Source organism: Pseudomonas sp. HD57-3, from assembly GCF_056113135.1.
The window spans coordinates 1,550,885-1,576,975 of the sequence record NZ_CM148568.1 but is presented as its reverse complement, the minus strand read 5'-3'; the positions used below and the strand labels follow the sequence as shown (position 1 = coordinate 1,576,975).

The 26,091-nt window shown below is 60.2% G+C and carries 28 protein-coding genes; 2 read left to right on the top strand and 26 right to left on the bottom strand.

What is annotated here, in order from left to right; all coding sequences use genetic code 11:
- Window positions 1–2: 2 nt before the first annotated feature.
- The 18 genes from AC0R79_RS07010 to AC0R79_RS06925 form a co-directional block, all read right to left on the bottom strand.
- Window positions 3–215, bottom strand: a complete 213-nt coding sequence (locus AC0R79_RS07010) for a tail protein X (RefSeq protein ID WP_127797083.1) — start codon at window positions 213–215, stop codon at window positions 3–5.
- On the bottom strand, window positions 208–591 hold the full coding sequence (locus tag AC0R79_RS07005) for a phage tail protein (protein WP_114881662.1): 384 nt from the start codon (window positions 589–591) through the stop codon (window positions 208–210). The genes AC0R79_RS07010 and AC0R79_RS07005 overlap by 8 nt, the downstream gene beginning before the upstream one ends.
- Entirely contained in the window at window positions 588–3,071 is a 2,484-nt protein-coding gene (locus AC0R79_RS07000) for a phage tail tape measure protein (RefSeq protein WP_474733836.1), read from the bottom strand. Before AC0R79_RS07000 ends, AC0R79_RS07005 begins: the two co-directional genes overlap by 4 nt.
- 128 nt (window positions 3,072–3,199) lie before the next feature.
- Entirely contained in the window at window positions 3,200–3,781 is a 582-nt protein-coding gene (locus AC0R79_RS06995; protein ID WP_375745688.1) for a phage tail assembly protein, read from the bottom strand.
- Window positions 3,782–3,879: 98 nt separating this feature from the next.
- Window positions 3,880–4,386 carry a phage major tail tube protein gene (locus AC0R79_RS06990; protein WP_127797079.1) on the bottom strand — a complete coding sequence of 169 codons (507 nt, stop codon included), beginning with the start codon at window positions 4,384–4,386 and terminating at the stop codon, window positions 3,880–3,882.
- The gene (locus tag AC0R79_RS06985) at window positions 4,386–5,552 is read right to left on the bottom strand and encodes a phage tail sheath protein (RefSeq protein ID WP_115076745.1); all 1,167 of its coding nucleotides are present in this window, start codon (window positions 5,550–5,552) and stop codon (window positions 4,386–4,388) included. The genes AC0R79_RS06990 and AC0R79_RS06985 overlap by 1 nt, the downstream gene beginning before the upstream one ends.
- A 2-nt stretch (window positions 5,553–5,554) precedes the next feature.
- A complete protein-coding gene (locus AC0R79_RS06980) occupies window positions 5,555–5,740 on the bottom strand; it encodes a hypothetical protein (protein WP_474733833.1) in 186 nt (61 codons plus the stop codon).
- Between the two features lie 93 nt (window positions 5,741–5,833).
- Window positions 5,834–6,256, bottom strand: a complete 423-nt coding sequence (locus AC0R79_RS06975; protein WP_474733831.1) for a phage tail protein — start codon at window positions 6,254–6,256, stop codon at window positions 5,834–5,836.
- Between the two features lie 85 nt (window positions 6,257–6,341).
- Window positions 6,342–6,875, bottom strand: a complete 534-nt coding sequence (locus AC0R79_RS06970; protein ID WP_474733830.1) for a DUF4376 domain-containing protein — start codon at window positions 6,873–6,875, stop codon at window positions 6,342–6,344.
- 12 nt (window positions 6,876–6,887) lie between these two features.
- A complete protein-coding gene (locus tag AC0R79_RS06965; RefSeq protein WP_474733827.1) occupies window positions 6,888–9,698 on the bottom strand; it encodes a phage tail-collar fiber domain-containing protein in 2,811 nt (936 codons plus the stop codon).
- Window positions 9,699–10,334 carry a phage tail protein I gene (locus tag AC0R79_RS06960; RefSeq protein WP_127797076.1) on the bottom strand — a complete coding sequence of 212 codons (636 nt, stop codon included), beginning with the start codon at window positions 10,332–10,334 and terminating at the stop codon, window positions 9,699–9,701.
- Complete coding sequence (locus AC0R79_RS06955) at window positions 10,331–11,326, bottom strand: baseplate J/gp47 family protein (protein ID WP_474733825.1); 996 nt, start codon at window positions 11,324–11,326, stop codon at window positions 10,331–10,333. Before AC0R79_RS06955 ends, AC0R79_RS06960 begins: the two co-directional genes overlap by 4 nt.
- Entirely contained in the window at window positions 11,323–11,655 is a 333-nt protein-coding gene (locus tag AC0R79_RS06950) for a phage baseplate protein (RefSeq protein ID WP_085683341.1), read from the bottom strand. Before AC0R79_RS06950 ends, AC0R79_RS06955 begins: the two co-directional genes overlap by 4 nt.
- 14 nt (window positions 11,656–11,669) lie before the next feature.
- Window positions 11,670–12,278: a phage baseplate assembly protein V gene (locus tag AC0R79_RS06945; RefSeq protein ID WP_273896392.1), complete on the bottom strand. Its 609-nt coding sequence runs from the start codon at window positions 12,276–12,278 to the stop codon at window positions 11,670–11,672.
- A gap of 3 nt (window positions 12,279–12,281) precedes the next feature.
- Window positions 12,282–12,803: a hypothetical protein gene (locus tag AC0R79_RS06940; protein ID WP_474733822.1), complete on the bottom strand. Its 522-nt coding sequence runs from the start codon at window positions 12,801–12,803 to the stop codon at window positions 12,282–12,284.
- A gap of 73 nt (window positions 12,804–12,876) precedes the next feature.
- Complete coding sequence (locus AC0R79_RS06935) at window positions 12,877–13,215, bottom strand: phage holin family protein (RefSeq protein ID WP_064593815.1); 339 nt, start codon at window positions 13,213–13,215, stop codon at window positions 12,877–12,879.
- Window positions 13,216–13,392: 177 nt separating this feature from the next.
- Window positions 13,393–13,797 carry a tail fiber assembly protein gene (locus AC0R79_RS06930; RefSeq protein WP_474733820.1) on the bottom strand — a complete coding sequence of 135 codons (405 nt, stop codon included), beginning with the start codon at window positions 13,795–13,797 and terminating at the stop codon, window positions 13,393–13,395.
- A gap of 514 nt (window positions 13,798–14,311) precedes the next feature.
- Window positions 14,312–15,046, bottom strand: coding sequence for an XRE family transcriptional regulator (locus tag AC0R79_RS06925; RefSeq protein WP_041475154.1), 735 nt, complete (start codon window positions 15,044–15,046; stop codon window positions 14,312–14,314).
- A 210-nt stretch (window positions 15,047–15,256) separates the two neighbouring features.
- Here AC0R79_RS06925 and mutS point away from each other — a divergent pair, with 210 nt between their 5' ends.
- Window positions 15,257–17,839, top strand: a complete 2,583-nt coding sequence (mutS, locus tag AC0R79_RS06920) for a DNA mismatch repair protein MutS (protein ID WP_375745683.1) — start codon at window positions 15,257–15,259, stop codon at window positions 17,837–17,839.
- A gap of 163 nt (window positions 17,840–18,002) precedes the next feature.
- A complete protein-coding gene (fdxA, locus tag AC0R79_RS06915) occupies window positions 18,003–18,326 on the top strand; it encodes a ferredoxin FdxA (RefSeq protein WP_007908827.1) in 324 nt (107 codons plus the stop codon).
- Between the two features lie 490 nt (window positions 18,327–18,816).
- Here fdxA and rpoS read toward each other — a convergent pair whose 3' ends face one another.
- From rpoS to AC0R79_RS06875, 8 genes are all read right to left on the bottom strand, one after another.
- Window positions 18,817–19,824, bottom strand: coding sequence for an RNA polymerase sigma factor RpoS (gene rpoS, locus AC0R79_RS06910; protein ID WP_007954831.1), 1,008 nt, complete (start codon window positions 19,822–19,824; stop codon window positions 18,817–18,819).
- A gap of 106 nt (window positions 19,825–19,930) precedes the next feature.
- Entirely contained in the window at window positions 19,931–20,812 is an 882-nt protein-coding gene (locus tag AC0R79_RS06905; RefSeq protein ID WP_474733817.1) for a peptidoglycan DD-metalloendopeptidase family protein, read from the bottom strand.
- Between the two features lie 211 nt (window positions 20,813–21,023).
- Complete coding sequence (locus AC0R79_RS06900) at window positions 21,024–21,659, bottom strand: protein-L-isoaspartate(D-aspartate) O-methyltransferase (RefSeq protein WP_170844894.1); 636 nt, start codon at window positions 21,657–21,659, stop codon at window positions 21,024–21,026.
- 41 nt (window positions 21,660–21,700) lie between these two features.
- Window positions 21,701–22,450: a 5'/3'-nucleotidase SurE gene (gene surE, locus AC0R79_RS06895; protein ID WP_007954824.1), complete on the bottom strand. Its 750-nt coding sequence runs from the start codon at window positions 22,448–22,450 to the stop codon at window positions 21,701–21,703.
- A complete protein-coding gene (gene truD / locus AC0R79_RS06890; RefSeq protein ID WP_085688685.1) occupies window positions 22,438–23,496 on the bottom strand; it encodes a tRNA pseudouridine(13) synthase TruD in 1,059 nt (352 codons plus the stop codon). The genes surE and truD overlap by 13 nt, the downstream gene beginning before the upstream one ends.
- Window positions 23,493–23,966 (bottom strand): 2-C-methyl-D-erythritol 2,4-cyclodiphosphate synthase, encoded by a 474-nt coding sequence (gene ispF, locus AC0R79_RS06885; protein WP_007954821.1) that lies wholly within the window; start codon window positions 23,964–23,966, stop codon window positions 23,493–23,495. The genes truD and ispF overlap by 4 nt, the downstream gene beginning before the upstream one ends.
- Window positions 23,967–24,009: 43 nt before the next feature.
- Window positions 24,010–24,855, bottom strand: a complete 846-nt coding sequence (gene fghA, locus AC0R79_RS06880) for an S-formylglutathione hydrolase (RefSeq protein WP_085605227.1) — start codon at window positions 24,853–24,855, stop codon at window positions 24,010–24,012.
- Between the two features lie 55 nt (window positions 24,856–24,910).
- Window positions 24,911–26,023, bottom strand: a complete 1,113-nt coding sequence (locus tag AC0R79_RS06875) for an S-(hydroxymethyl)glutathione dehydrogenase/class III alcohol dehydrogenase (protein ID WP_007954819.1) — start codon at window positions 26,021–26,023, stop codon at window positions 24,911–24,913.
- Window positions 26,024–26,091 lie beyond the last annotated feature (68 nt).

The window sequence follows — 26,091 nt, the reverse complement described above, 5'->3', positions numbered from 1 at the left end:
CCTTAATCCCAGGCCAGAACCGGTTTGATTGCGGCCGGTCTGCTGTCGAGCTCCGGCAACGTCACCCAGACACCTGCCGGCAGGATCGGACCGTGCTCGGCCAGAGTCGGGTTGAGTTTCCAGAGGGCTTCTTCGGCGCTGTCATCGCTGCGCTCGGTTTCGCGGTACAGCAAAAGATTCACCGAATCACCGGCCACGCTTCGTACCTTACGCATTGTTGAACTCCGCCAATTCGAGGGTCCAGTCGACCACCATCGCCGTACCATCATCGATGATGCAGGTCTGGGTTTCCTGAACCGTGGTGATTCGCCACAGGCCCCAGTTTCGGCCGATACCATCAATCAGCGGCAGCGGCACACGAAGGGCTTGCAGCGCCCGCAGCTCATCCAGCCGATCCATGGCCACCGCGTACATTGATTTGCCGGTGATGGTCAGGGTTTCGGGCTTCTGCCCCGTCTGGTGGGACTTGGGTTTGCTGGTGAGAATCTGCAGTTCCGTCCAGCCACCGTCGGACTTGCGCAGAAAACTGCTGTAGGCAAAACCGCGTGACAGGCCAAAGATGAAACTGCCCAGTGCCATTTGTTGTTTCATGTGGCGACTCCATCGGTCAGGGCTGCATCACGTCGTGTGGCGAGCGGATTGGTCGGCATGAGCTGGCCCAACTGACTCATCGTTGTCTGCACCACCAGATTGGCCAGTGCCTGGGCGCTGCCCTGATCCTGACCGTTGATGTGGATGGTGGAGTTGAACGTGACAGGCTGGCTGGCAGTTGCAGTGGCTGTGGTGGCAAGTGCCGCGGGGATCGCGGAGGTCGCCGAGGTCGCCGAGGTCGCGATCAGGTCTTTACTGACCTGTGCAGGAGAGCCGAGACGATCGACTTGTTTCCCCAGCTTGTCGCCCAGGGAATCACCGATGGCCCCGCCCGCCATGCTCCCCAGCCAGCCGCCGACCATGGTGCCCACACCCGGCAGAATCAACGTACCCAGTGCAGCACCGACAGCGGCACCGGCAGACGACCCGGCCAACGATGCACCCGACGACACTACGGCGCGCTTATCGCCCTTCATGACGCCGGTAACCATTTCATATCCGGCGCTGAGCAACCGCAGCGGCGGTGCCCGTCTGGCAAGCAGTCTGCCTGCCCTGGCGTAAGAACCGGACAGTGGAGCGGCGGGTGCAGAACTGACGGCTGATGAGCCTGCAAATGCCGTCATGGTTCCCGGGATGGGCGTGCCGGACATGAGGGGAAAAACGGGGCGAGTCGGCGGCGCGAGCGGTGCCGACGGTGCACGGATCCGTGGTGCCCGAGGGGTCACCCGACCGATTTTTTCACGTCCGACTCGAGCCCTGATGCTTGACTGGCGAGGCTTGAGCTTGCCGCCTGTCCCTCCGCCCAGCGGTTTGCAGCAGCAACAGTCATGGCCCGCGCTATCTCCGGCAGACGTTTTCTTCGCTTTCGGGTCTTCAATATCGGCAATCAGACCGCCAAGACCGAACGGCAATTTTGAAGCGACGCCCTTGAGCAGTTTGTCGGTGAAATTGCCGAATGCCTTGGCCATCACCGCGACTACGATGGCCGACAGCCCAGCGCCCGCAAGGGCCAATGCCGTCGAGGTCTTGGGATGGGCTTCAGCAATATCGGCCACGCCATTGGTCATATTCGTCAGCGAGTCCAGCGTGCCGGTCGCATCCGGCGCCAACGCCGTGATCAGACGATTGAGACTGGCATCGAACGCGTTCCAGCTTCGCTGCGGGTCTTTGCCCGCAGGCTCGGCGCTGCGTTCAATCGCGCCGCTGTAAGCCGGTATCAGTGGATCATTGGGCTTGAGCAATGAAAGCGGCGTCTGTGCCTCGCCGGGTTTGCCCATCCACTGACGCACGCCTCCTTCACCCTTGAATGGCGATGCCAGGCTGCTCTGGGCCGCTTGCGAGGACACAAGCGTCGACGTTCCTTCCAGTTTGGCCGGAGCGACCAGCGAAAACGCTTTTTGCAGGTCTTCGGGTTTCGCCAGCAGTTTGCGTACACCATCATCGCCACTGAAAAGTGTCTTGATCAGCGCCGCTTGCTGCTCTGCCGGTTGTTGCTTCAATGCTGCCAACGCTTTGACAAGGTTGTCCGGTACGTTTTCGGTCAACTTGCCGGGATCAAGCCCCAACGCCTTCCACGCCGACTGCTCGGCCGCCGAGCCTTGGGTGCCTTTGCCCAAGGCTGCGCTGATGCTTTTCACCGCCGCCCCGGCCCCGGCCTTGTCGACGTCAGCGTTGAGCAACGCGGCTGACAGCGCCGCCAACTGCTCGGGCAGAATCCCCGCTGCAACGGCCGACTCGCCGGATTGCTGCACGACCGAGCCGATATCGGCAGCCGTCGCATTCAGTCCGCTGTTGCCCAGATGCTGAGTCGCATCGGCCAGCAGTTGACCTTGAGTGCGATCCAGTTTCATCGAGACTTGCCAGGCCGACAGCATTTCACCTGCCGACTTCAGGCTGATGCCGAACGCCGACGCATTGACCGCTGCATCCTGGGCAAAGTCCAGCAGCACTTGTTCCTTGTCGGCGCCCTTGAGACCGGCGCCAATCCCGGATCTGCCAGCCGCGACTTCGACCTGCACCAGATCAACGACCGTCGCCCCACTGCCGGCAACCCGTTTGTCGGTGGCCAGTTTGAGGTTGGCTTTCGACAGCCTGTCGAGGTCGCCGCTCAGGCCTTGAACCTGCTTGAGCTGGGCCATGGCGGTTGCCAGGGCCATGTCCGATTGCAGGTACGCCGGAGGCGAGCGTTGTTCAATCTCAGCCTTGAGCTTTGATTTGCTCTCGCCACCTGCCGCCGGCGCGGCAGTTACAACGGGTACCTTGAACGATGCCAGGGCCGTATTCAGCCCCAGGACAACGGCGCCGAGTTTGATCTGTTCACGCACCAGACTGCGGATGTCCAGGCTGGCCGTGAGCAGCGCCTCTTTCAGTTCGGACAGTGGTTTGATCAGGCTGTCTGTGGCCGATCCCCCTGCCGACAAACCGGAACCCGCGCCTGCGGTTTGCGCGGCGTACATCAGCGAAAACGATGTGTCTGCCATGCCGCTCTACTCCTGTTTCACGCCAAGGCGAGTGATCGCTATGTCGTAGCGGCGCAACGCCTTTTCGGCGTCCCACTCCAGAATCTCCGCCTCACTTACCGGGTAAATGAGCGGCACGATATCGAGGATTACTTCGATGTCGCGTTCTGAAAGAAGGCCGCCGGCTGGTTTAAAAAATCGTCGATGCGCACCTGCAATTGCGTCCAGTCCGGCACGCTCAACAGGGCCAGATCGGGGATCATCAGGCCGGTGCAATGGGCGGTGATGAACTCGGCGCGTTCCTTGGCCGTTTTCAATTTCTTCATCACTTTGGTGGCCCGCAGCGCCGGCATTTCCAGGCTCAGCGAAGTCACGGTGCGGCCGGTGACGGCGAGCGGTTGCAGCAGTTGCACCTGATCGGGATCGTCGGATTTTTCCGCGTCTTCGACCTGGTCAAGAAAGAACGACGCCGGACGGGTCGAGACTTCGTGCACGTACTGCGCGATGGTCACGTAGTCCGGGCGCTTGAGCTGGTCGAGTTCCTTGACCGAAAAGCCGGTGGCCAGCAGCGCCAGTTCGAAGAACTGGTCGTCTTCATCGTCGCCTGCGCGTTCCAGCGCTTCTTTCTGGGCGGCGTAGAACAGTGGCTTGAGCTGGATCGATTCGATCTGCGAGCCGTCGTCGCCGGTAATCGGCGACAACAGTTCATGCTTGGGTGGCATCCACGACATGTATGAATTCCTTGGTGATTCTTGAGGGGTGTTGCAATCCCTTGTGGGAGCGGGGTTTGCCACTCCCACAGGGTTTTGTGATTGCCTTTGGCCGAGGCTTACGGCATCAGCACCGCACGACGGGCATCACCGAGGATGTCGACGCCGTTGAGCACGAACTTCTGGGTGCGCACGTCGATGTCGATCACCGGCACGCCGTTTTCCAGGCGGTTGTAGGTACGGCAGGAGAACTCAAGAGTCGTCAGGGCTTTGCCACCCATCTTGATTGCGTCTTCACTCATGGTTTTGAGCTTGCCGCCAATGGTGTGATAGGTGAACCAGGTGTTGCCGTCCTGATCCTGACCGGCTTCACGCACGTTCAGCAGAATGTCGTCGCCCAGTTTCACGCCCATCGCCAGCAGCACTTCAGCGCCGGTGCCTTGCAACTTGAGCGTGGCATTCAGCGCCTTGGCGCTCTTGGCCATCTCCTCAACGATGAAGCGCCCGCCCGTCATGCTTTCCATGTCGAAGTCGATCTTCGGCGGAGTGAACTCTTCCACGGTCGCCGACAACGGCAGGCCTTGCAGGGTGGCCGCGATGGCCTGTCTTACGCGGTTGGTAAACATTAGAGAACGTCCTCCAGGAACTGCTCGATGATTTCATCGCGGGCGTTGAGTTGATAAACCATGTGTTCGTTCGGCGCGTAGCGGCCGTAGTCGATGACCACGTACCAGGTACCGTTCTTGTACTTCTCGACGCTGTTGAGTTCCGGGTGCAGATACACGCTGCCGCCGGGAATGGTTTCGTCGGCGACCAGGGTTTGCAGCCAGTCGTTGATACGTTTGACTTCCTGATCCATGAACGACTTGGTCAGGTTCTTGGCCATGGCTTTCTGGCCGGCCTTCACCAGCTTGCGGCTGATGGCGTCTTCCAGACCGACGTAGCTGATGAACTTGCCGGTGATCGAGCGGTTGCCCAGCAGCGAGAAGCCGCCAAGGATGGTGCGGGCGTAATAGCTGACGCCGTAGCGGTTCAGCAGATCGCCTTCGGTGGAGGTGTCGAGGATGTTGTACTCGACGACCCGCGACACGTCTTCGGCGTAGGTCACCTGGTTGCCCGGGCTTTCCCATTGCTTGACCTTGGCCAGCGCGGCAATTGCCAGACTCGATGGCGCGAGGAATACGTTCTTCTTCGCGGCTTTCGAGTACACGGCCGGCATGTTGTGCACCACCAGGCAACGGTCGAAACCCAGATCCGCACCGCCCAGTTCCTGGCTGTACAGCACCTGATCGGCGACCGAGACGTCCTTGCCGTCCAGCACCACACGGGCCTTGATGCGCTTGCCGAACGAGGCGAACTCGCTGGCCACAGCCTTGGTGCCGGTGAAGCCTGGCGCGCCGATGATGGTCAGGTCTTCCGGGACGCTGCCCAGTGCCGCCAGACCGAGCTTGCGACCGGTCACTGGCTCGACGCCGCCGATCACTGCGTTGACGGTGTCGGTCGGGGTTGCGCCCGCTTCGACGATCACCACATACACCGGCACCTTGACCACTTTGAGGATCTGGTAGACGGCGTGGTACAGGGTGCCCTCTTCGGAACCTGTCGGATCGAGCAGTGCGTGGGTGGTGAAGCTGTTGATGCGAAACGGCGCGTTACGCGGAATCAGCGGATCGGCTTTCGGCGCGGTGCCGACCAGACCGATGACGTTGTCACCCAGGCCACCCATGGCCTCGGGGGATTCGGTGGCATTGACGGTAATGCCGTTGTGCTCGAAGTTCAGAACCTCAGCCATAGTCAGTCAGCCTTCTTGGCAGCGGCCTTCACGGCCTTGGTGGTAGGTGTTTTCAGCTCCAGTCGACCGGCGCTGTACAGTGCACTGGCCTCGACATCGAGCAGATCGAGTTCCTGGCCGACGCTCGACCAGTGCCCACCGCCGGTGGGGAATGGAACGAGCACGGTGTAGGTTTGGCGGGTTGCCATTTTTCGTTTCTCCATAAACGGGAAAGCCCCTTCAGGAAGGGGCTTTAATGCTGTTCGGCGGACAAGAAAACGCCCCGACGGTGCGGGGCGTTTTTATTGAGGCAGGCTGGCGAGCCACGCCGGCGCTGCCGGCCGGTGTTCGCTCAGGGGCAACTCACCGCCCACTGGCCAGATACGAAGCGTGCGGCGATAGGTTTGCAGTTCGATATATTGCGCCGGGGTCAGCAGGGTGGGCCAGCGCTCTACCTCGTCACGGTACTGGTCAACCACGCTGTCGGTGGCTTTCAGTTGCTGGTTGCGCCACGAACGCTCATAGCTCTGAAGTTCCTCAGGTGTCGGACCCGGCCGATCAGCCAGCACAGGATAGCCTTGATCGTTCATGACAATAATCTTGCCCGTGGACAGACCGTTCAATAACTCCATCCAATACTCACGCGAGATCTCAACGGCATCGCCGGGGATTTCCGTATTGATGGAAGGATCGTAAAAACCGCCAGTGGAGGGTGAATAAAACATAAGGTTCTTCCTTGTTTGATGGACAACGACGTTCAACCCACCCTCTTGGATGGGTTGACATGAAAACGCCCCGTTGTAAGGGGCGTTATTGAAGGGTTGGTTCTGATGTGCCTGGCGAGGAATCCGGCCAGCCATCCTTGAGCATTTCATCGGTGTAGGTGCCGACCTCAAGTGCTTTCAGCAAGGTCAGTTCACGGTCGAAGCAAGCTTGAACATGAGCCCGGACAGCCTTGGCAATGGCGAGAATCTGCCCGGCGCCAATTTCGACAAAACCATTGAGGGTCTTGAAGTTGCAGCGGTACTCGGGGTCGAGGATGGCAGAGAGCACCGTGCTGGCGATCAGCGCCTGGCTGTCGCGAGTCGTTTCGATCGCCATTGATCCGACAACAACACCGCCCCCCTCTCGACGGTATCTCTCGGATGCAATTCTCTGCGAAGGACCCTGTTGTGGATCGGCAGCGTTCGACTCCGTCAGGTAAATCAAATAGCGTTGATCGTGCGGTTCTACCATTCCCAGATTTGCGTAATTTCTTTCATCTTGAGGACAGGAAAAAACCGCGATGATCTTCGTTCGTGCCTCATCCGAGAACATGACATTGATGCGTGTTTGAACTTCCACTCGGTTCACCCTTTAGAATCTGTAACTATTCGTCGTGAGTACAAAAGTACTGAAGGTGCCGGCGCTGGTCAGCCGATAAAACAGCGTCTGCGGCGATAGCAGGGGAATATTCAGAAATGAACCACCGCCTGTTCCGGAGAAGTTCACAATAAACGTCTGAAGACCAATGGCAGCAGGTGATGCAGCAAGCGCCATGCTGTATCCATTGGCCGACACTGTGCCTTGAAAGTTTCCGGAAACCGACTTGGCATTCAACGGGACGGCGGTAGAAATCGATAACCCTGTAAGGGTCAGCGCCGGGGCTGTTGTCGACAACACTTGCGCGCCAGAGAAAACTTGACGATCAAACTGTTCTGCCACCTCGAATTGACCACTGGCGTTCGTCGGCAAAATGCTGATGAGCGCGGAAAACGCATACCCGTCAGGAGCAACGCCTGCGAGCATATTGGGAGCCATCGTGCTGGTAGCGTTGACCGCGATAATGCCCGAGGACCTGGAAACCGGATTGTAGAGCGCGTACACCGCGACAAATCCATTGACCGGTGCGGCTCCGACATTCATCGCCCCGAGTCCCTTCACCGAAGACGGCAGATTGATGGTCTGGCTGAAACTGGAGATAACGACCCTTTTGCCGTTCGCATCGCCCAGAACAATCTCGGAAGCGGTAAACGTCGCGGTGGGAGAAGCAAGCGGAATGGAGACCCGTACATCTCGAGCATTTCCTGCAATGGGTCCACTCAGGGAAAGCTGTCGCAGATCATCGGAGAGCGCAGCCATATCGATGCTTCCCTGATTCACCGGAGCGTTCCAGGCCTTGATGCACCACATGACGGCGACGTTGCGCGGGCGGGTTTCTGTACCGCCAGAGTTGACGGTGTTCTGGGCATTCACCATTTGCATGGCGATACCAGAATCTACACCGGACAGAAATGCTCCAGCGGAAATTGATGCCGCCGCGCCGTTGATCGTGCCAGCCTGCCATCCTCCGGCTGGATCCACCGTCGCGGCAGTACCGTCAAAGTAACGATGGTTGTGTGCCTTGAACTCCTCGGTCTGTGCAGTACCGATTGCTCGACCTGCATCAACGCCACGACCATGATCCCACCCGCGCAGGAACTCGCCACGAGACTCCGGCAATCGGAAGTTACCCGCGCCCTCATTACCCTTGTTGTAAGTCGTGCCGAGATACGCCGCCAGATCCGGATAGGTCGCAATGCTTTGCACACTGCCATCCAGTTCGAGATAGCCGGGTGGAACAAGCCCTGTCGGAAAAGCCATGACGGCACCAACCGGTACGGCTGACTTGAGCCTTTCCACTTCCTTTGCCAGCGCGGCTACGTCGATGTTTCCCTGATTGACCGGGGCGTTCCAGGCCTTGATGCACCACATGACGGCGATGTTGCGCGGACGAGTTTCAATCCCCCCGGAGTTAACGGTTGTAGTTGGGGAGGTCAGGTTGTTGGAGTCAGGCCCTGAAGTAGCCAAAAAACCGCCTGTGGCGGGAGGTGTCACGACTCCGTTGACAATGCCCGCTGCGGTCCCCCCGAAAGGGTCAATGTTCGCAGCTGCGCCATCAAAATACCTGTGACTGTGAGACTTGAGTTCATCCGCCTGAAAACTGCTGACTTGACGCCCCGCGTCTACACCCCGCCCATGATCCCAACCGCGCAAAAACTCCCCACGCGCCTCCGGCAAGCGGAAATTCCCGACACCCTCATCCCCCTTGTTGAACTTGCCGCCCAGATAGGCGCTCAAGTCCGGGTAGGTCGCGCTGCTCTTGACGCTGTTGTCCAGCTCAAGAAAACCCGGTGGCGGAGTATCGACAGGGAAGGCCACAATCGAGCCCACCGGCAGCGCCGAGGCCTTGGCAATCAGCGCCTCGACTTCAGCCTTGGTGTACGAATCCTTGATGCCGAAACCGGCCAGCGTGTCGGGATTCGACCCGGCCGTCGCGCGACCGTATTCGTCGACGCTCAGACTTTTGTAGGTGCCGGCAGCAATCCCGGTACGCCCCGCGAGCATCTTGAATGTCAACGCGGTTGTGCCGAGGGTAATTGGCGCATTGGTGGTCAGGTGCCACAGCGAATCGCCGTTGAGCGTGCCCTCTTCCACCATCACCGTCAGGCCTGGCGTGACCTTGGCGCTGACGTTGGCATCATTCGCCCGAATCCAGTTACCGTTGGCGACGATCCACAGGCCGTTGTCCTTGGCCAGGGTCTGGTTCGGCAGCAACACGCGATCACCGGCGATCACCGCCACGCCGTCGATCTGCTGTGCACCGTTCAACACCACGTTGGCGGTGGCGGCGACACGTACCGATTGCTTGCCATCGAGTTTGCCGAGTTCTTCGGCGAGATAACTCATGACCCAGGCGCGAGTGGCCTTGACCACGGTGTCGTCGATCAGCAGCGTCACCAGCGAGGCATTGCTGGTCTCGAAAATCGAGCGGATGTAGAACTCCTTGCCCGAGCCGGAGTTAGCCAGAACCGGCTTGAACGACTCCGGGTATTTGACGATCGCGTAGAGAATGCCGGTGTCGGTCCACAGACCGGCTTCACGCACGTACCAGCCACCGACGTCCGGCGGGATGGTGACTTCGGCGAGCAGCCAGCTCGGATTCTTCTCGTCCTGGAACAACGCGTTGAGCGGACCGCGCCAGACTTCGCGCTTCAGCGCGGTGGCGGTTGCTGCCGGGTTGTAGACCCCGCCCTCGCCACCGTCGCCGACGGAAATCTGCGTCAACTTGATCGGTACGCCCGCTGCCTTGCAGGCGGTTTCGTAGGCAATCCCTGCGTTGGTGAGCAGGGTGTAATAGTCAGCCATTCAGGCCCCCTGAGGATAAATAGTGGATGTTTCGACGGTGTACAGCGCCGCCGCCATGAAGGCCTCGCCGGATGTCTCGAGCCCTTCGAGGAACACCGGATAAACCGTGGTCAGCTCACCGCAGAAGGTCGCGGCGCCGATGACGTGATTGCCGAAGGCGCTGAGGCCGACCGACACCGACAGCACGTCCCGCTCGCTCTTGGCATCAGCCAGGCGCCGGTCTAGACGGGCGTCGATTTCTTCGCTGTAGGGTTGTTCGCTGAAGGCCCGCACGGAAAAGCTGTAAGGCTCGCCGGGCGGGGTCTGTTCGTACCAGGCGCGGATTTCCGGCCTGAGCTGCAACCCCTTGGCGGCGTTCTCCAGCGCCTTGCGAGTGCCGGCCTGGCGCGCGGTGGGCCAGGCCAGTTCGACGGTCAGGCGCTTTTCCGCTTCCGGTGCGTCGGTGCTCCACTCGGCAACACCACGATCCGCCGCGAGATACGGCAGGAATGCGACGGGTGTCGAAGCCGGGTTCATCAGTTCGGGAAACGGCGGCGCGACGCGGTCAAGCAATGCGCCGAAGCCGATGTCGAGTGCCCGTTCCAGCGCCGAGCTGTTCGCCGGCAGCAGGGTCGGACTCGGTGTCTGATCGGTCATAGCGTCTGCACCTCGACTTCGACCGCCGTGCAGTACGGCGCTTGAAACGCCGAGCACACAACGGAATCCAGAGGTTCAAGAATCTGCAATTGCACGGCGCCGGCGCTGTGCAGCGTGTAGTCGATCCAGCTCGGATCGACCCGGCCTTCCAGGCGATGGCAGCTGTCGGCGTAGGCCTGCAAATGCTGCTGCGCGGCGACTTTGGTCAGGCCCGAATCCGGACCGGAATTGATCTTCGCCACCACGCGGATTTTGTAGCGCTGAATCTCGGCGGCCTGCACCGTCACCTTGTCCGTCTCGGGACAAACGTCGGGCCGTGCAAAGTGTCGACGTACGCCTTCGAGCAGCGTCGGGGACGGTGTACCGTCGCCCTCGCGGGCAAGCACAGTGACTTGCACTTCACCCGGTGCAGTGCGACGGCCGTTACCGTCTTTGACCTGCGCGGCGAGGCCGTCCGGGTCGAAGGTGTAAGTGACATTCACGACACCCGCATCGGTGGATTCGACTTTCACCGTCGGCCGTTCGCCCAAGGTGAACACCTCGCGGCGATACTGCATCCGCGAACCTGCTGCCGGCGCATGGGGCGCCAGGTAATAGCGCAGCCGGGCGTCATCGTCGCTCTCGTAAATCGCCGGTACCGGCGGGAATGCCGCCGGGTCGCCCGGATCGAGCAACTGTCGCTCCAGGCCCATGTCCGCCAGCCGCGCATCAAGATTGCTGCCGGTGGCCCACCACGCCAGCATCTGCTTGATCCGGGCGTTGTATTTGCGTTCGTGGGTTTGCAGGCGAACGCAGAAAGCTTCAAGCGCGAGGGTCAGCAGTTCGCTTTCGTTTTCCAGGCTGGTCTTGAGTTTTTCCGCGCTCTGCGGCGAGCGTGCGCCGACGTACTCGATGACGAAGGTCTTGAACTCGGCGAGCAGATCCTCGAAGGCATCGACCTTGATCAAGGAGGGTTCGGCCAACTGGTTCTGGCCGGGGATCAACATGCTCATGTCACAACCTCGAAAGTCTGTTGGCGGTTTTTCCAGGTGCCGGCGAATCGCAACAGCAATCCCGCGCCCTGTCGGGTGGCGACGATGACGCCGGGCTGGAAATCGCTGATGCCATTTTGCGGGTTGTAGAACGCCTGGGCTGCGTGGCTCTGGGCGAGCAACAGGATGTCGTCGCCCAGGTTCTGCCCCAGCAGCGTGGGGATCAGCGAACCGTATAAGGGCCGTTTTTGCCGGGTGCCCAGCGGCGTGGTCAGGGCCCGGGTCGCGCGCTGCACGAACTGCAGCCAGTCGTCGACCGTGGCCCCGCTGTCTCTATCGATTCCGATCATGGGAAGCTCTTGATTCAGGGGCTGATGACGCGGCCCTGGTGATCCACCAACGGGCCGCTGAAATGCACGCCCGAGGCGTCGATGGTCAGGCCGACCGCGCCCAGTTGCAGGTTGATCGCTTGCGGGGTCATCGCCAGCCGTGCCGGACCGATGCTCAGCTCAAGCGCTTCGCGAGAACCGTTGAAGGCGGCCGGACCGTTTTGCCAATGCAGGGTGTGCGTCGCGTCGTCGTAGCCGCTTTCGCTGCCGTCCTGATGGACGCGACGAGTCAACGTCGGCACCGTCGAGGTCGGCGGAAAACGGTCACTGTTCAGGCCGAACAGCGCCACGCTTTGCGCGCCGCTTTCACCGCTGCCGTAGTTGAACAGCAGACACTGTTCGCCCACCGTCGGGATCCGCGACTCACTCTGCGCGCCGGCGCTGGGGTTGAAGAACTTGATGGCGGGTGTCAGTAATCCACCGTGGCTGACCCTGCAGGTGTTGCTCGCGGCATCGACGTCCTGACAGATGCCGATGCGGCAATAACTCTCGGCGCGCCGGTGCAGGTCTTCGATCTCTGCTTCCATCTCGGCCAGGCGCTCGATGATCGGGCCCAGCTGCATTCGCAGTAACGCGTCGAACATCGGTCAGGCCTCCAGCGAGGTGTATTGGTCGGGGTCGTCGATGTCGCTGACTTCCCAGGTGCGGGCGAATTTCGGCGTGCCGAGCGGATCGTCCAGCAGAGTCGGGCCGAGGTAGAGCGTCTGGTTGAACGACAGGGTCCAGGCTTTGTTCGGCTGATCGGCGCGGATGAGCACTGACGGCAATCCATCAATGTTCATCGGCAGATCGCATTGCTCGCCAGGCAAGCCCCAGCGGTTGTCGGTGACCAGGTTTTTCAGTGCGGCGATTAAATCGCACGCCGCAAACGCCGTGGCAGACAGCGCCGGAATGATTTGCAGCGACAGCGTCAGCACATGAGCGATGCGCCCGTTGGCGGCGCGCTCCCCCGGTGCATTTCGCTCGATGTCGATCAGCACCCAGGCCTTGTCGCCGGGGGCCGTGAAGTCATCGTGATTACCGACCTGCACGTTCAGGTCGGCGTTGTTGCGCAAGGCTGTCGCCATCGCCGTGAACAGCTGCGAAGGCTGCTGAATCGGTGTGGGCATGCTTGACCTCCTTTTCTGATGTCCACGCGAAGTCCCGCCGCACACAGTGCAACGAGGCAGGAAAGTGAAGGGTTTACTGTGAGTCGCGGGGCGGGATTTCGCAGACGCCAATGCGCTTGGCGGCCCAGCGTTCATAAAGACCGATGGCTACGTCGGCACCGGCCATTGCTGTCAGGCAACCGATCGCGCACGCGGCCCAGATGGACATACCGGCGGCATACAGCAGCATGATCGCCGACACTCCGCAGATAACGCAGGCCCCGGAACGCAACGCCAGACGCCGGATCAACGCCCAGCCGCGTGCGCCCTCCTTGTCAGCGCGCCACATTTCGCCGGATACGCCGCCCACCAGGGCGAGCAGAATGACCAGCCAGATCGGCATGTCCGCCAACGCTTGTTGCTCGTTTGTCATGTCACGCCTCCTGGTGTGATGGATGAGTGGTGTGTGTTGGGTTCAAACGATTTCTCTTGAGGTAGGCATTCCAAAAAGCCCGGCGCAGAGTCCGGGCTTTTCAGTAATGCGCTCCCGATGACTGAACTGGCTGAGCGCCTGGGACAGTCGCACCCGGTCAGTTGATATCGCAGGCTGTCAGTAAGGAGCTACTGGCCAGACAATATTTGCCGGATAACCCGGCTGCTTATCGATGTCGCTGACGGCAATCGAATACTGCTTGTGCGCCAGCAACTGAGCCTCGTCCGCGGCCGAAGCGACGCCGAGGTCAACTTTGAACTGCAGGGAATTCAGCAGCAGCCAGTTGGCGGCAAAATTCAGCAATTGCCATTTCTGTTGCTCGGCTTCGTTACGCAGGTCTTCGTCGGACGGCGGGGTAAATGTCCAGACCTCATTAAAGGTCGCCGACCAACCCACACGAATTTCGCTGTTACCGGTGACATCAACCCAGAAGGACGTCGGCGAAGCCGGTGCGTCCGGGATGACCTCACTTTCTCTCAGCTGGGTGACTTTGCTGTATTCAACCAGTGCATAGAGATTCATGGTTTAACTCCTTGGTTTGTTGTTGATCCAGATGCGTGCGGTGATGAAACCTGGCAGGCATTCCAAAAAGCCCGGCAATTGGCCGGGCTTTTCAGTAATGCGCTCCTTCGCCTTCCTTCAATCCTGTGTTCGTGAAGGAAGCTGACTTTTCGGCGCTACTGGCGCGGTACGAGTCCATTCAAATTGTTTTTCCGACCGCGGTCCCTGCCCGCCGGATAACTGCTTCTGGTGCTTTACGCTGCACACCCGGGCCAGTTGCCAACCCTCTGAACCGTTGAGGCCGGTTCATCGCTGCCTGTTCTTGTGGAACTAAAGAGCTGTTGTTGCCAGCCGCTTTGTCGAGCGGCTTGGTGGCAAGAATATGCATGGATGCATATACAGTCAATGCGCAAATGCATTTATTTATGCACGAGAAATGCACGGATGCATGAAAGCCCCGTCGTTCAAGGGTTGGCCGGTTTTCTACAGGCGAAAAAAAACCCGCCGAGGCGGGTTTTGTCAGAAAGGAATCAGGTTATCGGGCGTACATGCCCCACCAGAAGACGTGACCGAGGATGACGATCTGCTCTTCCTGCATATCCTGGAAGCTGTAGTCCTCGTCCGGGTGTTCATCGCGATTGAAGCTGCGCAGACGGATACCGGTAGGCAGGCGATAGAGCTGCTTCACTCGCAATTGACCGTTGTGGTTGATCGCATAAAGATCGCCATCAATGATGTCGCCGATCCCGCACTTGCCGGCATTGACGCCGACCGTGGCGCCGTCGCGCAGTACCGGCAACATGCTGTTGCCCCGTACCGTCACGCATTTGGCCTGATCGAACTGCACACCGTTATGGCGCAGGCTGCGCTTGCCGAAGCGCAGGCTGGAGCGTTCGCTCTCTTCGATGACGAATCTTCCTGATCCAGCAGCCAATTCAACCTCGCGAAGAAAGGGCACCGACACCTCGTCGTCATCGACGGGGGTGTCGTCGTCCCACAGGCTTATGTCCTTGAGTTCGGAATGCAACTCGTCGCGTCCGGCGTTGGCGGCGGGCGCAACATCCGCGCGCCCGCGCAACTGATCTGTGCTCACGGCAAAGTACTCGGCGATCTTCGAGATGTGTTTATCCGAAGGATCGACGATCTTCCCGCTGAGAATCCGCGAGAGCGTGGATTGAGGCACGCCGGTGCGACGGTGGAGCTCCGTGGGGGAGATCCCGTGCTGGTCGAGCAGTGCTCTTAAGACGGTAGATACGTTGCGTTTTTGCATAACGCGCATAGTGCTTGAAGTTTTTCGCGAAGACAAATGCTGATTTGCATAAATCGTGCATAGTCGACCTTTTCAAGCCGGATAGCTGTCACCCGGCCGCGATGCCTGCGTCCGACAGACCGCCCATGGTAACCTTGCGCCCATCGCGGAAATGCCCGGCCACTGCCGCGCTTTTGCCCCACACCTTTGAACGAGTTGCCTGACAATCCGATGAATAAAGCCGTCTCCGACCTGTCCTCCCACACTCCGATGATGCAGCAGTACTGGCGCCTGAAGAATCAGCACCCGGACCAGCTGATGTTCTACCGCATGGGCGACTTCTACGAGATATTCTACGAAGACGCGAAGAAGGCGGCCAAGTTGCTGGACATCACCCTGACCGCGCGCGGGCAGTCGGCGGGTCAGGCGATTCCGATGTGCGGGATTCCGTATCACGCGGCGGAAGGCTACCTGGCGAAGCTGGTCAAGCTCGGCGAGTCGGTGGTGATCTGCGAACAGGTTGGCGACCCGGCTACCAGTAAAGGCCCGGTGGAACGTCAGGTGGTGCGGATCATCACCCCGGGCACCGTCAGCGACGAGGCGTTGCTGGATGAGCGTCGCGACAACCTGATCGCGGCGGTGCTGGGCGACGAGCGCCTGTTCGGCCTCGCCGTGCTGGACATCACCAGCGGCAACTTCACCGTGCTGGAGATCAAGGGCTGGGAGAACCTGCTGGCGGAGCTGGAGCGGGTCAATCCGGTCGAGTTGCTGATCCCGGATGACTGGCCAAAGGATCTGCCGGCGGAAAAACGCCGTGGGGTACGTCGTCGCGCACCGTGGGATTTCGAGCGCGACTCGGCGCTGAAAAGTCTCTGTCAGCAATTCTCCACTCAGGATCTGAAAGGCTTCGGCTGCGAAACCCTGACCCTGGCGATCGGCGCCGCCGGTTGCCTGCTGGCATATGCCAAGGAAACCCAGCGCACCGCCCTGCCCCATCTGCGCAGCCTGCGCCATGAGCGGCTGGACGACACCGTGGTGCTGGACGGCGCCAGCCGCCGTAACCTGGAGCTCGACACCAACTTGGCTGGTGGCCGCGACAACACCCTGCAATCGGTGGTCGACCGTTGCCAGACCGCCATGGGCAGCCGTTTGCTGACCCGTTGGCTCAACCGTCCGCTGCGCGACCTGACCGTGCTGCTGGCTCGTCAGACCTCGATCACTTGCCTGCTCGACCGCTATCGCTTTGAAAACCTGCAACCGCAGCTCAAGGAAATCGGCGACATCGAGCGGATCCTGGCGCGGATCGGCCTGCGCAATGCCCGCCCTCGCGACCTTGCACGCCTGCGTGATGCACTCGGCGCACTGCCTGAACTGCAAGTGGCGATGACCGATCTGGAAGCACCGCACCTGCAGCGTCTGGCGTCCACCACCAGCACCTACCCGGAACTGGCGGCGCTGCTGGAAAAAGCCATCATCGACAACCCGCCGGCGGTCATCCGTGACGGCGGCGTGCTGAAAACCGGTTACGACAGTGAACTCGACGAGCTGCAATCGCTGAGCGAGAACGCAGGCCAGTTCCTGATCGATCTGGAAGCCCGGGAAAAGGCCCGCACCGGCCTCGCCAACCTGAAAGTCGGCTACAACCGCATCCACGGTTACTTCATCGAATTGCCGAGCAAGCAGGCCGAGTCGGCGCCGGCAGACTACATCCGCCGTCAGACCCTTAAAGGTGCCGAGCGCTTCATCACACCAGAACTGAAAGAGTTCGAAGACAAGGCGCTGTCGGCCAAGAGCCGCGCTCTGGCTCGCGAGAAGATGCTCTACGAGGCGTTGCTGGAAGATCTGATCAGCCAGTTGCCGCCGTTGCAGGACACCGCTGGCGCGCTGGCCGAACTGGACGTACTGAGCAACCTCGCCGAGCGTGCGCTGAATCTCGACCTGAATTGCCCGACCTTCGTCAGCGAACCGTGCATGCGCATTTCCCAGGGTCGTCACCCGGTGGTCGAGCAAGTGCTGACCACGCCGTTCGTGGCCAACGACCTGAGCCTGGACGACAACACCCGCATGCTGGTGATCACCGGCCCGAACATGGGCGGTAAATCCACCTATATGCGCCAGACTGCACTGATCGTGCTGCTGGCCCACATCGGCAGCTTCGTGCCGGCGGCCAGTTGCGAACTGTCGCTGGTGGACCGGATCTTCACCCGGATCGGTTCCAGCGACGACCTCGCTGGCGGGCGTTCGACCTTCATGGTGGAAATGAGCGAAACCGCGAACATCCTGCACAATGCCACCGAGCGCAGCCTGGTGCTGATGGACGAAGTCGGTCGCGGCACCAGCACCTTCGACGGTCTGTCCCTGGCGTGGGCAGCAGCGGAACGTCTGGCGCAGCTACGCGCCTATACTCTGTTTGCGACGCACTATTTCGAACTGACCGTTTTGCCGGAAGCCGAACCGCTGGTGGCCAACGTTCACCTCAACGCTACCGAGCACAACGAACGCATCGTGTTCCTGCACCATGTGTTGCCGGGGCCGGCGAGCCAGAGTTATGGCCTTGCGGTCGCACAGCTGGCCGGCGTGCCGAGCGAGGTGATCGTGCGCGCTCGTGAGCACCTGAGCCGCCTGGAAGATACCGCGCTGCCGCATGAGGCGCCGAAACCGGCCGCCAAGGGCAAACCGGCGACACCGCAGCAGAGCGACATGTTTGCCAGCCTCCCGCATCCGGTGCTGGATGAGTTGGCGAAACTGGATCTGGATGACGTGACACCGCGTCGTGCACTCGAAATGCTCTATGCACTAAAGAACCGGATCTAAGCACCGACGAACCGGATATAACGCAAACGGCTTCAAGCTGTTAGAATCTCGCGCGGTTCGGGATGCTGCTGGCTAATAGCCTGGCTGGCAGACATCGCTCCCGAACCTGGCGACCCCAACCGTGAAGGGGCAACGCTGCCGCCGCCTGAGGAGAAAATTAGAAATGACCTTCGTCGTCACCGACAACTGCATCAAGTGCAAGTACACCGACTGCGTAGAAGTCTGTCCGGTGGACTGCTTCTACGAAGGCCCGAACTTCCTGGTGATTCACCCGGATGAGTGCATCGACTGCGCCCTGTGCGAACCGGAATGCCCGGCCGTCGCCATTTTCTCCGAGGACGAAGTTCCGGAAGAGATGCAGGAGTTCATTCAGCTGAACGTTGAGCTGGCCGAGATCTGGCCGAACATCACCGAGAAAAAAGAATCGCTGCCGGATGCCGAAGAGTGGGATGGCGTCAAAGGCAAGATCAAAGACCTCGAACGCTGATCTGTCCCGCGTTTGAAGAAAAGGCCCCTCGCGGGCCTTTTTGCTTTTCCCGGTTTTGCTTTTCTTCGGGCAAAAAAAAGGGGCGGTTTGACCCGCCCACATTTTTTCCCTATTCCCTGTGTTCCTTTTCATCGTCCTGATGAATCGCTTCCTGCGATGTCCGTTCCCCTCTTCCTTGAAGGGCGTGTCTATCCGTCGACACAACCCAGATACTAGAGATTTCCCCGCCGGGGGCAACCGGCCTCCAGCGCACGAGCCTGTTGTCATAAGCCCTTCACATTAAAAAATAACCATATAAATCATTAAGTTATGAATCAACAACGATCGTAATCGCCTTCAGCGGCAGTGTAAAAATAACGAACACTTACGATACAGTCAGCAAAGGCTTACAACGCAAACCTACAAGCTGGGAACGTATCCGCCCTTTCAGTGCGCCAACAAAAAGCCCCGAACCAGTCGGGGCTTTCTGGATAGCGGTCATGCGGGTGGCTTATTGAAACAGCGACTCGCTCGACAGGCCGTTTTTCTCGAGAATTTCACGAAGGCGCTTGAGGCCTTCAACCTGGATCTGTCTCACCCGTTCCCGGGTCAGGCCGATCTCCAGGCCTACATCTTCCAGCGTGCTGCTCTCGTGGCCGCGCAGGCCGAAGCGGCGCACGACCACCTCGCGTTGCTTGTCGGTCAGTTCCGAGAGCCATTGATCGATGCTCTGCGACAGGTCGTCATCCTGCAGCAGTTCGCACGGATCGGTCGGACGATCATCCGTCAGGGTATCCAGCAGGGTTTTATCCGAATCCGGACCCAGCGAGACGTCGACCGAAGAAACCCGCTCGTTCAGGCCCAGCATGCGCTTGACCTCGCCCACCGGTTTTTCCAGCAGGTTGGCAATTTCTTCGGGTGAAGGTTCGTGGTCGAGCTTTTGCGTCAGCTCCCGTGCAGCCCGCAGGTACACGTTGAGCTCCTTGACCACATGGATCGGCAACCGGATGGTCCGGGTCTGATTCATGATCGCGCGTTCGATGGTCTGACGAATCCACCAGGTCGCGTAGGTCGAGAAGCGGAAGCCGCGCTCGGGATCGAACTTTTCCACCGCGCGGATCAGTCCGAGGTTGCCCTCTTCGATCAGATCCAGCAGCGACAGCCCCCGATTGACGTAACGCCGGGCGATCTTGACGACCAGCCGCAGGTTACTTTCGATCATGCGCTTGCGCCCGGCAGGATCGCCACTTTGCGACAAGCGCGCAAAATGAACTTCTTCTTCCGGGGAGAGCAGTGGGGAAAAGCCGATTTCGTTGAGGTACAGCTGCGTGGCATCGAGTGCCCGAGTGTAATCGATGTACTTATGTTGTTTAAGTGAAGCGGAGTGTTTGGATTTGGCACGAACGGAAGGTGGAGCAGCCCCTTCATCATTCGACATCGAATCCGAATCGATGCCGGTCTCCATCAGGAGAACCTCATCGTCGATGTCAAACTCCGGCACTTCTTTACTGAGAGCCATTGTTATAGTCCTTTGGTGAGTTCGACCCCAAGCTCAAGCGACGCCTTTATCCTTGGCAACGCTGGAGCCTGTCCCCTCTACGCGACGGAACAGGCTGGTCTGCAAATCAACGTCTTGGCAGGAACTGCAGCGGATCTACAGGTTTACCTTGTCGGCGAATCTCAAAATGCAGTTTCACCCGGTCTGTACCCGTTGACCCCATTTCGGCAATTGTCTGTCCGACCTTGACCTGCTGTCCCTCCCGTACCAACAGCCGACGGTTGTGTCCGTAAGCACTGACGTAGGTTTCGCTGTGTTTGATGATGACTAATTCGCCGTAGCCCCTTAAGCCACTCCCGGCGTATACCACCGTCCCATCAGACGCAGCTAAAACAGGCTGTCCCAAATCTCCGGCGATATCAATTCCTTTATTCAAACTACCGTTTGAAGAGAATTTACCAATCAGAATGCCATTAGATGGCCATCCCCAGCCGGTCGGGGCCGGGCCCGGTGGAGGCAGCGGAGTGGGTGCTGGCTTGTTGGCGACGGACGGTACAACCGTAGTGGAAGCCGCGCCGGAACCCGTGGTTGTGGTCGTTGTCGTGCCAATTGCCTGGCGCCGGATAACCGTGGTTTTGCTGGACGAAGACGCTGAGGAACCGGAGTTGGTGACGACCGCCGTCGACGTTGAACCGGTGCGGCCATCGAAGCGAATCGTCTGACCCGGATGGATCGTGTATGGCGTAGGAATATTGTTCCGGGCGGCGAGGGCTTTGTAGTCCCAGCCGTAGCGAAAAGCGATGGAAAACAAAGTATCGCCCGGACGGACTACATACTGCCCGGTCGTCACGACCGGACGCTGGGCCACCGCATTGTTGCGATCGACGACCCGAACGTTGTTCGATTTTGTGCTGGAGCAACCGACCAGCAAGGTGCTCAAGACAAGGCCAGTCACCAGGCGCTGAAAGCTCGTGTTACCCATACGCTGCGCAATGACTGTGAGACTCACCCGCCGCTCCCTTTGTGGTGGCTGAAAAATGTGGAATGCCGATTCCGGCATGAAACTTCGCAAGTATAACGGGCGCAACCGGCTTTACCTTTATAGAAGCGCTATGGCTCGGCGCACACGTTTGCTTGTAGACGATCCATCCTGTTTAAACATTCGCTGCCGCTGTAAGACAGGCGCGTTCGACAGGAATTCAGCGGTCCCGAACAAATGCTCAGGCCAGCGGACCGTTGAGCAATGGCACGAAACGTACCGCCCCGAGAACGTGTCGGGAGAAGCCGTTTTCTTCGCGCACGATCAGCATCAATTGCTGCACTTCACCGGAGCCGACCGGGATCACCATCCGCCCGCCCGGTGCCAGTTGATCAAGCAGAGCCTGAGGCACATCGGTCGCCACCGCCGTGACGATGATGCCGTTATACGGCGCCAGCGCCGGCCAGCCTTCCCAGCCATCGCCCCAACGAAACACCACGTTGCGCAGGTTGAGCTCGACCAGGCGTTCCTTGGCCCGATCCTGCAGCACCTTGATGCGCTCCACCGAGAACACCCGCTCGACCAGTTGCGACAGCACCGCCGTCTGGTAACCGGAACCGGTGCCGATCTCCAGCACTTTATCCAGCGGCCCGGCTTCCAGCAGCAGCTCGCTCATGCGCGCCACCATATAAGGCTGGGAAATGGTCTGGTTGTTGCCGATCGGCAGCGCGGTGTCTTCATAGGCACGGTGCGCCAGCGCTTCATCGACGAACAGGTGTCGCGGGGTGCGGCGGATCACTTCCAGCACGCTGGCGTTGGAAACGCCCTCTTCGTACAGACGCTGGATCAGGCGCTCACGGGTTCGTTGGGACGTCATCCCGATGCCGCTGCGCAGCCTGTCGTCTTGTTCACGAGCCATCAGTTGAGCCCCTCCAGCCAGCCGTCGAGACTTCTGAAGGCATCATTGAAGGTGCGATCGAGCTGCAACGGAGTGATGGATACGTAACCTTGCATCACGGCATGGAAATCGGTGCCCGGCCCGCCGTCTTCCGCATCACCTGCCGCTGCGATCCAGTAACCGGCCTTGCCGCGCGGGTCCACGACTTTCATCGGTGCCGCCGCACGGGCGCGATGGCCGAGACGGGTCAGTTGAATGCCGCGAATGTGATCGATCGGCAGATTCGGAATGTTCACGTTCAGCACCGTGCGCGGTGGCAGATCGAGCCCGGCGTGGGCCTCGACCAGTTTGCGCGCAAAGTAGGCGGCCGTGGGCAAGTTGTCGACCTGGCGCGAAACCAGCGAGAAGGCAAACGACGGGCGCTCGAGAAAGCGGCCCTCGAGGGCGGCTGCCACCGTTCCGGAATACAGCACGTCATCACCCAGGTTGGCGCCCAGGTTGATGCCCGAAACCACCATGTCCGGCTCGCGTTCGAGCAACCCGTTGAGCCCCAGATGGACGCAATCGGTCGGTGTGCCATTGAGGCTGATAAAGCCGTTGGCCAGGTATTGCGGATGCAGCGGACGGTCGAGTGTCAGCGAGCTGCTGGCACCGCTCTTGTCCTGTTCCGGGGCGATAACCACGCACTCGGTGTAATCCGCCAGCGCAGCATAAAGCGCGGCAAGACCGGGCGCAGTCACCCCATCGTCGTTAGAAATCAGAATACGCATGGGCTGTCCGTCTGCCCCACCGGCACCAGATCAACGAGTTCGCGCACCAATACGGTGGCGAAGCATCCGGCCGGGAGGACGAATTCCAGTTGCAGAATGTCAGGCTCGGGATAATGCCACGTCAACCCGCCAATGGGCAGCCGCAGGATGCGACGTTCGTGGCTCATACCGGCATTAATCAACCAATCGCGCAGATCCGCCTCGCGTGCGGCAATCCCCTGCTCCAGATCATGGACAACCCCGGCCGCCGGCGAGTCACCTTCGCCCCACTGTGGACCGGTCGGATGCAGGTCTAGGATCGCCAAGCGCGGGTCGCTGCACTCGGCCTCACCAGCCGGGAAAAAGCTGCGGCTGTCGGTAAACGCCAGCAGATCGCCGACCTGGGCACGCTGCCAAGTGCCATCGGCGACCCGCGCTGCGAGCACCTGATTGAACAGAAAACTGCGCGCGGTCGACAGCAGGCGCGAACGCACATTGCGCTGTTCCGGCAGTGCCTTGCGCGCAGCCCACGAACGGGCATCGACCACGTTGCCGCCGTCATGGCCAAAACGCTGGGCGCCGAAGTAATTCGGGATACCTTGTTTGGTGATCAGTTGCAGGCGCTCGTCGATGGCAGCCTTGTCGCCATTGAACTGGGTCAGGCGCAGGGTGAAACCGTTGGCCGAATGCGCACCGCGCTGCAGCTTGCGCTTGTGGCGGGTGGTCTTGAGGATTTTCAGCGTGTCGTTTTCCGCCGCCGACAGATCCGGATCGGCCTTGCCCGGCAATTGCACGCTGAACCACTGACGGGTCAGCGCCTGACGATCCTTGAGCCCGGCGTAGCTCACCGTACGCAGAGGCACACCGGCGGCCTTGGCGATACGGCGCGCGGCTTCTTCAGTATTCAGGCCGCGCTTTTCCACCCAGATCCACAGGTGCTCGCCGTCACCGCTGAACGGAATGTCGAGGACTTCATCGACCTGAAAATCTTCGGCGATGGCTTTGAGTACCGCGGTGCCGAGGGCGTCGCCATAGGCACGTGGGCCGAGCAGTTGCAGTTCGTTCATGCGCGCAGCAACAAGGCAACGGAATGCACGGCGATGCCTTCTTCGCGACCGACGAAGCCAAGCTTCTCGGTGGTGGTGGCTTTCACGTTCACTTGATCCAGTTCTACTTGCAGATCCGCGGCAATCAGCGCGCGCATCGATTCGATATGAGGGGCCATCTTCGGTGCCTGGGCAACGATGGTGTTGTCGACGTTGCCGACCTTCCAGCCTTTGGCGTGGATCAGACTGACCACGTGACGCAGCAGCACTCGGCTGTCAGCACCCTTGAATTGCGGGTCGGTGTCCGGGAAATGCTTGCCGATATCGCCCAGCGCAGCGGCACCGAGCAAGGCGTCACTCAAGGCATGCAGCAGGACGTCACCGTCGGAGTGAGCGAGCAGCCCGAAGCCGTGTGCGATTCGCACGCCGCCCAGAGTAATGAAATCGCCTTCAGCGAAACGGTGCACATCATAGCCGTGGCCAATACGCATAAAAAAACGCCCCGAATTTTGTCAGGGCGTGATTCTACCTGCATTAGCCCTTGAGGGCGCGTGCGTGATGCTGCAAGTGGTCGTCGATGAAGCTCGCGATGAAGAAATAGCTGTGGTCGTAGCCCGGTTGCAGGCGCAACGTCAGCGGGTGGCCCGCTTGTTTTGCCGCTTGTTGCAGGGCTTCGGGTTTGAGTTGGGTGGCGAGGAAGTCGTCGCGGTCACCCTGATCGACCAGCAGTGGCAGTTTCTCGTCCGCTTCGGCGATCAGTGCACAGGCATCCCATTCGCGCCATTTCGAACGGTCTTCGCCCAGATAGCGGGTGAATGCCTTCTGGCCCCACGGGCAGTCGATCGGATTGTTGATTGGCGAAAACGCCGAAACCGACTGGTAACGACCCGGATTGCGCAACGCACAGACCAGCGCACCGTGACCGCCCATGGAATGGCCGCTGATGCTGCGCTTGTCCGAGGCCGGGAAATGCGCTTCGACCAGTGAAGGCAATTCCTGCACGACGTAGTCATGCATCCGATAGTGTCGCGACCAGGGTTCCTGCGTGGCATTCAGATAAAACCCGGCACCGAGGCCGAAATCCCAGGCCCCGTCAGGATCACCCGGCACATCCGGGCCGCGCGGACTGGTGTCCGGCGCCACGATGATCAGGCCGAGCTCTGCCGCCATGCGCATCGCGCCGGCCTTCTGCATGAAGTTCTCGTCCGTGCAGGTCAGGCCCGACAGCCAGTACAGCACCGGCAACTTGCCGCCCTGCTCTGCCTGCGGCGGCAGATACACGGCAAACACCATGTCGCAACCCAGCACTTCGGAACGATGGCGATAGCGCTTGTGCCAACCGCCGAAACTTTTCTGACAGGAGATGTTTTCCAGACTCATGTAGGACTCCTACGCAGCCACGGCTGCACATCGGCAGCCGTGGCATCGCGATTGATCAGAAATGAATGACGGTGCGAATGCTCTTGCCTTCGTGCATCAGGTCGAAGGCTTTGTTGATGTCTTCCAGGCCCATGGTGTGAGTGATGAAAGTATCCAGCGGGATTTCGCCGCTTTGCGCCATGTCGACGTAGCTTGGCAATTCGGTACGGCCACGCACGCCACCGAACGCCGAACCACGCCAGACGCGGCCGGTGACCAACTGGAACGGACGGGTAGCGATTTCCTGGCCGGCACCGGCCACACCGATGATGACCGACTCGCCCCAGCCTTTATGGCAGCACTCGAGGGCTGCGCGCATCAGTTGCACGTTGCCGATGCATTCGAAGGAGAAATCGACGCCGCCATCGGTCATGTCGACGATCACTTCCTGGATCGGACGATCGAAGTCTTTCGGGTTCACGCAGTCGGTCGCACCCAGTTGCTTGGCGATTTCGAACTTGGCCGGGTTGATGTCGATGGCGATGATGCGCGAGGCCTTGGCTTTCACCGCGCCAATCACGGCCGACAGACCGATGCCGCCGAGACCGAAGATGGCCACGGTGTCACCTGGTTTGACCTTGGCGGTGTTGATCACTGCGCCGATACCGGTAGTCACGCCGCAACCGAGCAGGCAGACCTTTTCCAGCGGGGCATCCTTGGAGATCTTGGCCACGGAGATTTCCGGCAGCACGGTGTACTCGGAGAACGTCGAAGTACCCATGTAATGGAAAATCGTTTGGCCCTTGTAGGAAAAGCGCGAAGTACCGTCCGGCATCAGGCCCTTGCCCTGAGTGGCGCGAATCGCCTGACACAGGTTGGTCTTGCCCGACTTACAGAATTTGCACTGGCCACATTCCGGGGTGTACAGCGGAATCACGTGGTCGCCGACGGCCACCGAGGTCACGCCTTCGCCGATCGCTTCGACGATGGCGCCGCCTTCGTGGCCGAGGATCGACGGGAAGATACCTTCCGGGTCCGCGCCGGACAGGGTGTAGGCGTCAGTGTGGCAAACCCCGGAAGCCACGACGCGCAGCAACACTTCACCGGCCTTGGGCATGGCGACATCGACTTCTACGATTTCCAGCGGCTTCTTGGCCTCGAAGGCAACGGCGGCGCGCGACTTGATCATGCTGACTCTCCAGTGAATCGATTGAATAAAAAACCAGACAGGGAGTGTAGTCCAGCGCTGCTTGATGA

Excerpts from the sequence above, each read along its gene's own strand:
- AC0R79_RS06930 (WP_474733820.1), bottom strand. The coding sequence starts at position 13,797 with ATGAATCTCTATGCACTGGTTGAATACAGCAAAGTCACCCAGCTGAGA.
- AC0R79_RS06985 (WP_115076745.1), bottom strand. The coding sequence starts at position 5,552 with ATGGCTGAGGTTCTGAACTTCGAGCACAACGGCATTACCGTCAATGCC.
- AC0R79_RS06975 (WP_474733831.1), bottom strand. The coding sequence starts at position 6,256 with ATGTTTTATTCACCCTCCACTGGCGGTTTTTACGATCCTTCCATCAAT.
- AC0R79_RS06875 (WP_007954819.1), bottom strand. The coding sequence starts at position 26,023 with ATGATCAAGTCGCGCGCCGCCGTTGCCTTCGAGGCCAAGAAGCCGCTG.
- AC0R79_RS06995 (WP_375745688.1), bottom strand. The coding sequence starts at position 3,781 with ATGTCGTGGATGCCACCCAAGCATGAACTGTTGTCGCCGATTACCGGC.
- ispF (WP_007954821.1), bottom strand. The coding sequence starts at position 23,966 with ATGCGTATTGGCCACGGCTATGATGTGCACCGTTTCGCTGAAGGCGAT.
- mutS (WP_375745683.1), top strand. The coding sequence starts at position 15,257 with ATGAATAAAGCCGTCTCCGACCTGTCCTCCCACACTCCGATGATGCAG.
- AC0R79_RS07000 (WP_474733836.1), bottom strand. The coding sequence starts at position 3,071 with ATGGCAGACACATCGTTTTCGCTGATGTACGCCGCGCAAACCGCAGGC.
- AC0R79_RS06925 (WP_041475154.1), bottom strand. The coding sequence starts at position 15,046 with ATGCAAAAACGCAACGTATCTACCGTCTTAAGAGCACTGCTCGACCAG.
- AC0R79_RS06980 (WP_474733833.1), bottom strand. The coding sequence starts at position 5,740 with ATGGCAACCCGCCAAACCTACACCGTGCTCGTTCCATTCCCCACCGGC.
- AC0R79_RS07005 (WP_114881662.1), bottom strand. The coding sequence starts at position 591 with ATGAAACAACAAATGGCACTGGGCAGTTTCATCTTTGGCCTGTCACGC.
- AC0R79_RS06940 (WP_474733822.1), bottom strand. The coding sequence starts at position 12,803 with ATGCCCACACCGATTCAGCAGCCTTCGCAGCTGTTCACGGCGATGGCG.
- AC0R79_RS06955 (WP_474733825.1), bottom strand. The coding sequence starts at position 11,326 with ATGAGCATGTTGATCCCCGGCCAGAACCAGTTGGCCGAACCCTCCTTG.
- AC0R79_RS06950 (WP_085683341.1), bottom strand. The coding sequence starts at position 11,655 with ATGATCGGAATCGATAGAGACAGCGGGGCCACGGTCGACGACTGGCTG.
- fdxA (WP_007908827.1), top strand. The coding sequence starts at position 18,003 with ATGACCTTCGTCGTCACCGACAACTGCATCAAGTGCAAGTACACCGAC.
- AC0R79_RS06935 (WP_064593815.1), bottom strand. The coding sequence starts at position 13,215 with ATGACAAACGAGCAACAAGCGTTGGCGGACATGCCGATCTGGCTGGTC.
- AC0R79_RS06990 (WP_127797079.1), bottom strand. The coding sequence starts at position 4,386 with ATGTTTACCAACCGCGTAAGACAGGCCATCGCGGCCACCCTGCAAGGC.
- AC0R79_RS06900 (WP_170844894.1), bottom strand. The coding sequence starts at position 21,659 with ATGACGTCCCAACGAACCCGTGAGCGCCTGATCCAGCGTCTGTACGAA.
- surE (WP_007954824.1), bottom strand. The coding sequence starts at position 22,450 with ATGCGTATTCTGATTTCTAACGACGATGGGGTGACTGCGCCCGGTCTT.
- rpoS (WP_007954831.1), bottom strand. The coding sequence starts at position 19,824 with ATGGCTCTCAGTAAAGAAGTGCCGGAGTTTGACATCGACGATGAGGTT.
- AC0R79_RS07010 (WP_127797083.1), bottom strand. The coding sequence starts at position 215 with ATGCGTAAGGTACGAAGCGTGGCCGGTGATTCGGTGAATCTTTTGCTG.
- AC0R79_RS06960 (WP_127797076.1), bottom strand. The coding sequence starts at position 10,334 with ATGACCGATCAGACACCGAGTCCGACCCTGCTGCCGGCGAACAGCTCG.
- fghA (WP_085605227.1), bottom strand. The coding sequence starts at position 24,855 with ATGAGTCTGGAAAACATCTCCTGTCAGAAAAGTTTCGGCGGTTGGCAC.
- AC0R79_RS06945 (WP_273896392.1), bottom strand. The coding sequence starts at position 12,278 with ATGTTCGACGCGTTACTGCGAATGCAGCTGGGCCCGATCATCGAGCGC.
- truD (WP_085688685.1), bottom strand. The coding sequence starts at position 23,496 with ATGAACGAACTGCAACTGCTCGGCCCACGTGCCTATGGCGACGCCCTC.
- AC0R79_RS06965 (WP_474733827.1), bottom strand. The coding sequence starts at position 9,698 with ATGGCTGACTATTACACCCTGCTCACCAACGCAGGGATTGCCTACGAA.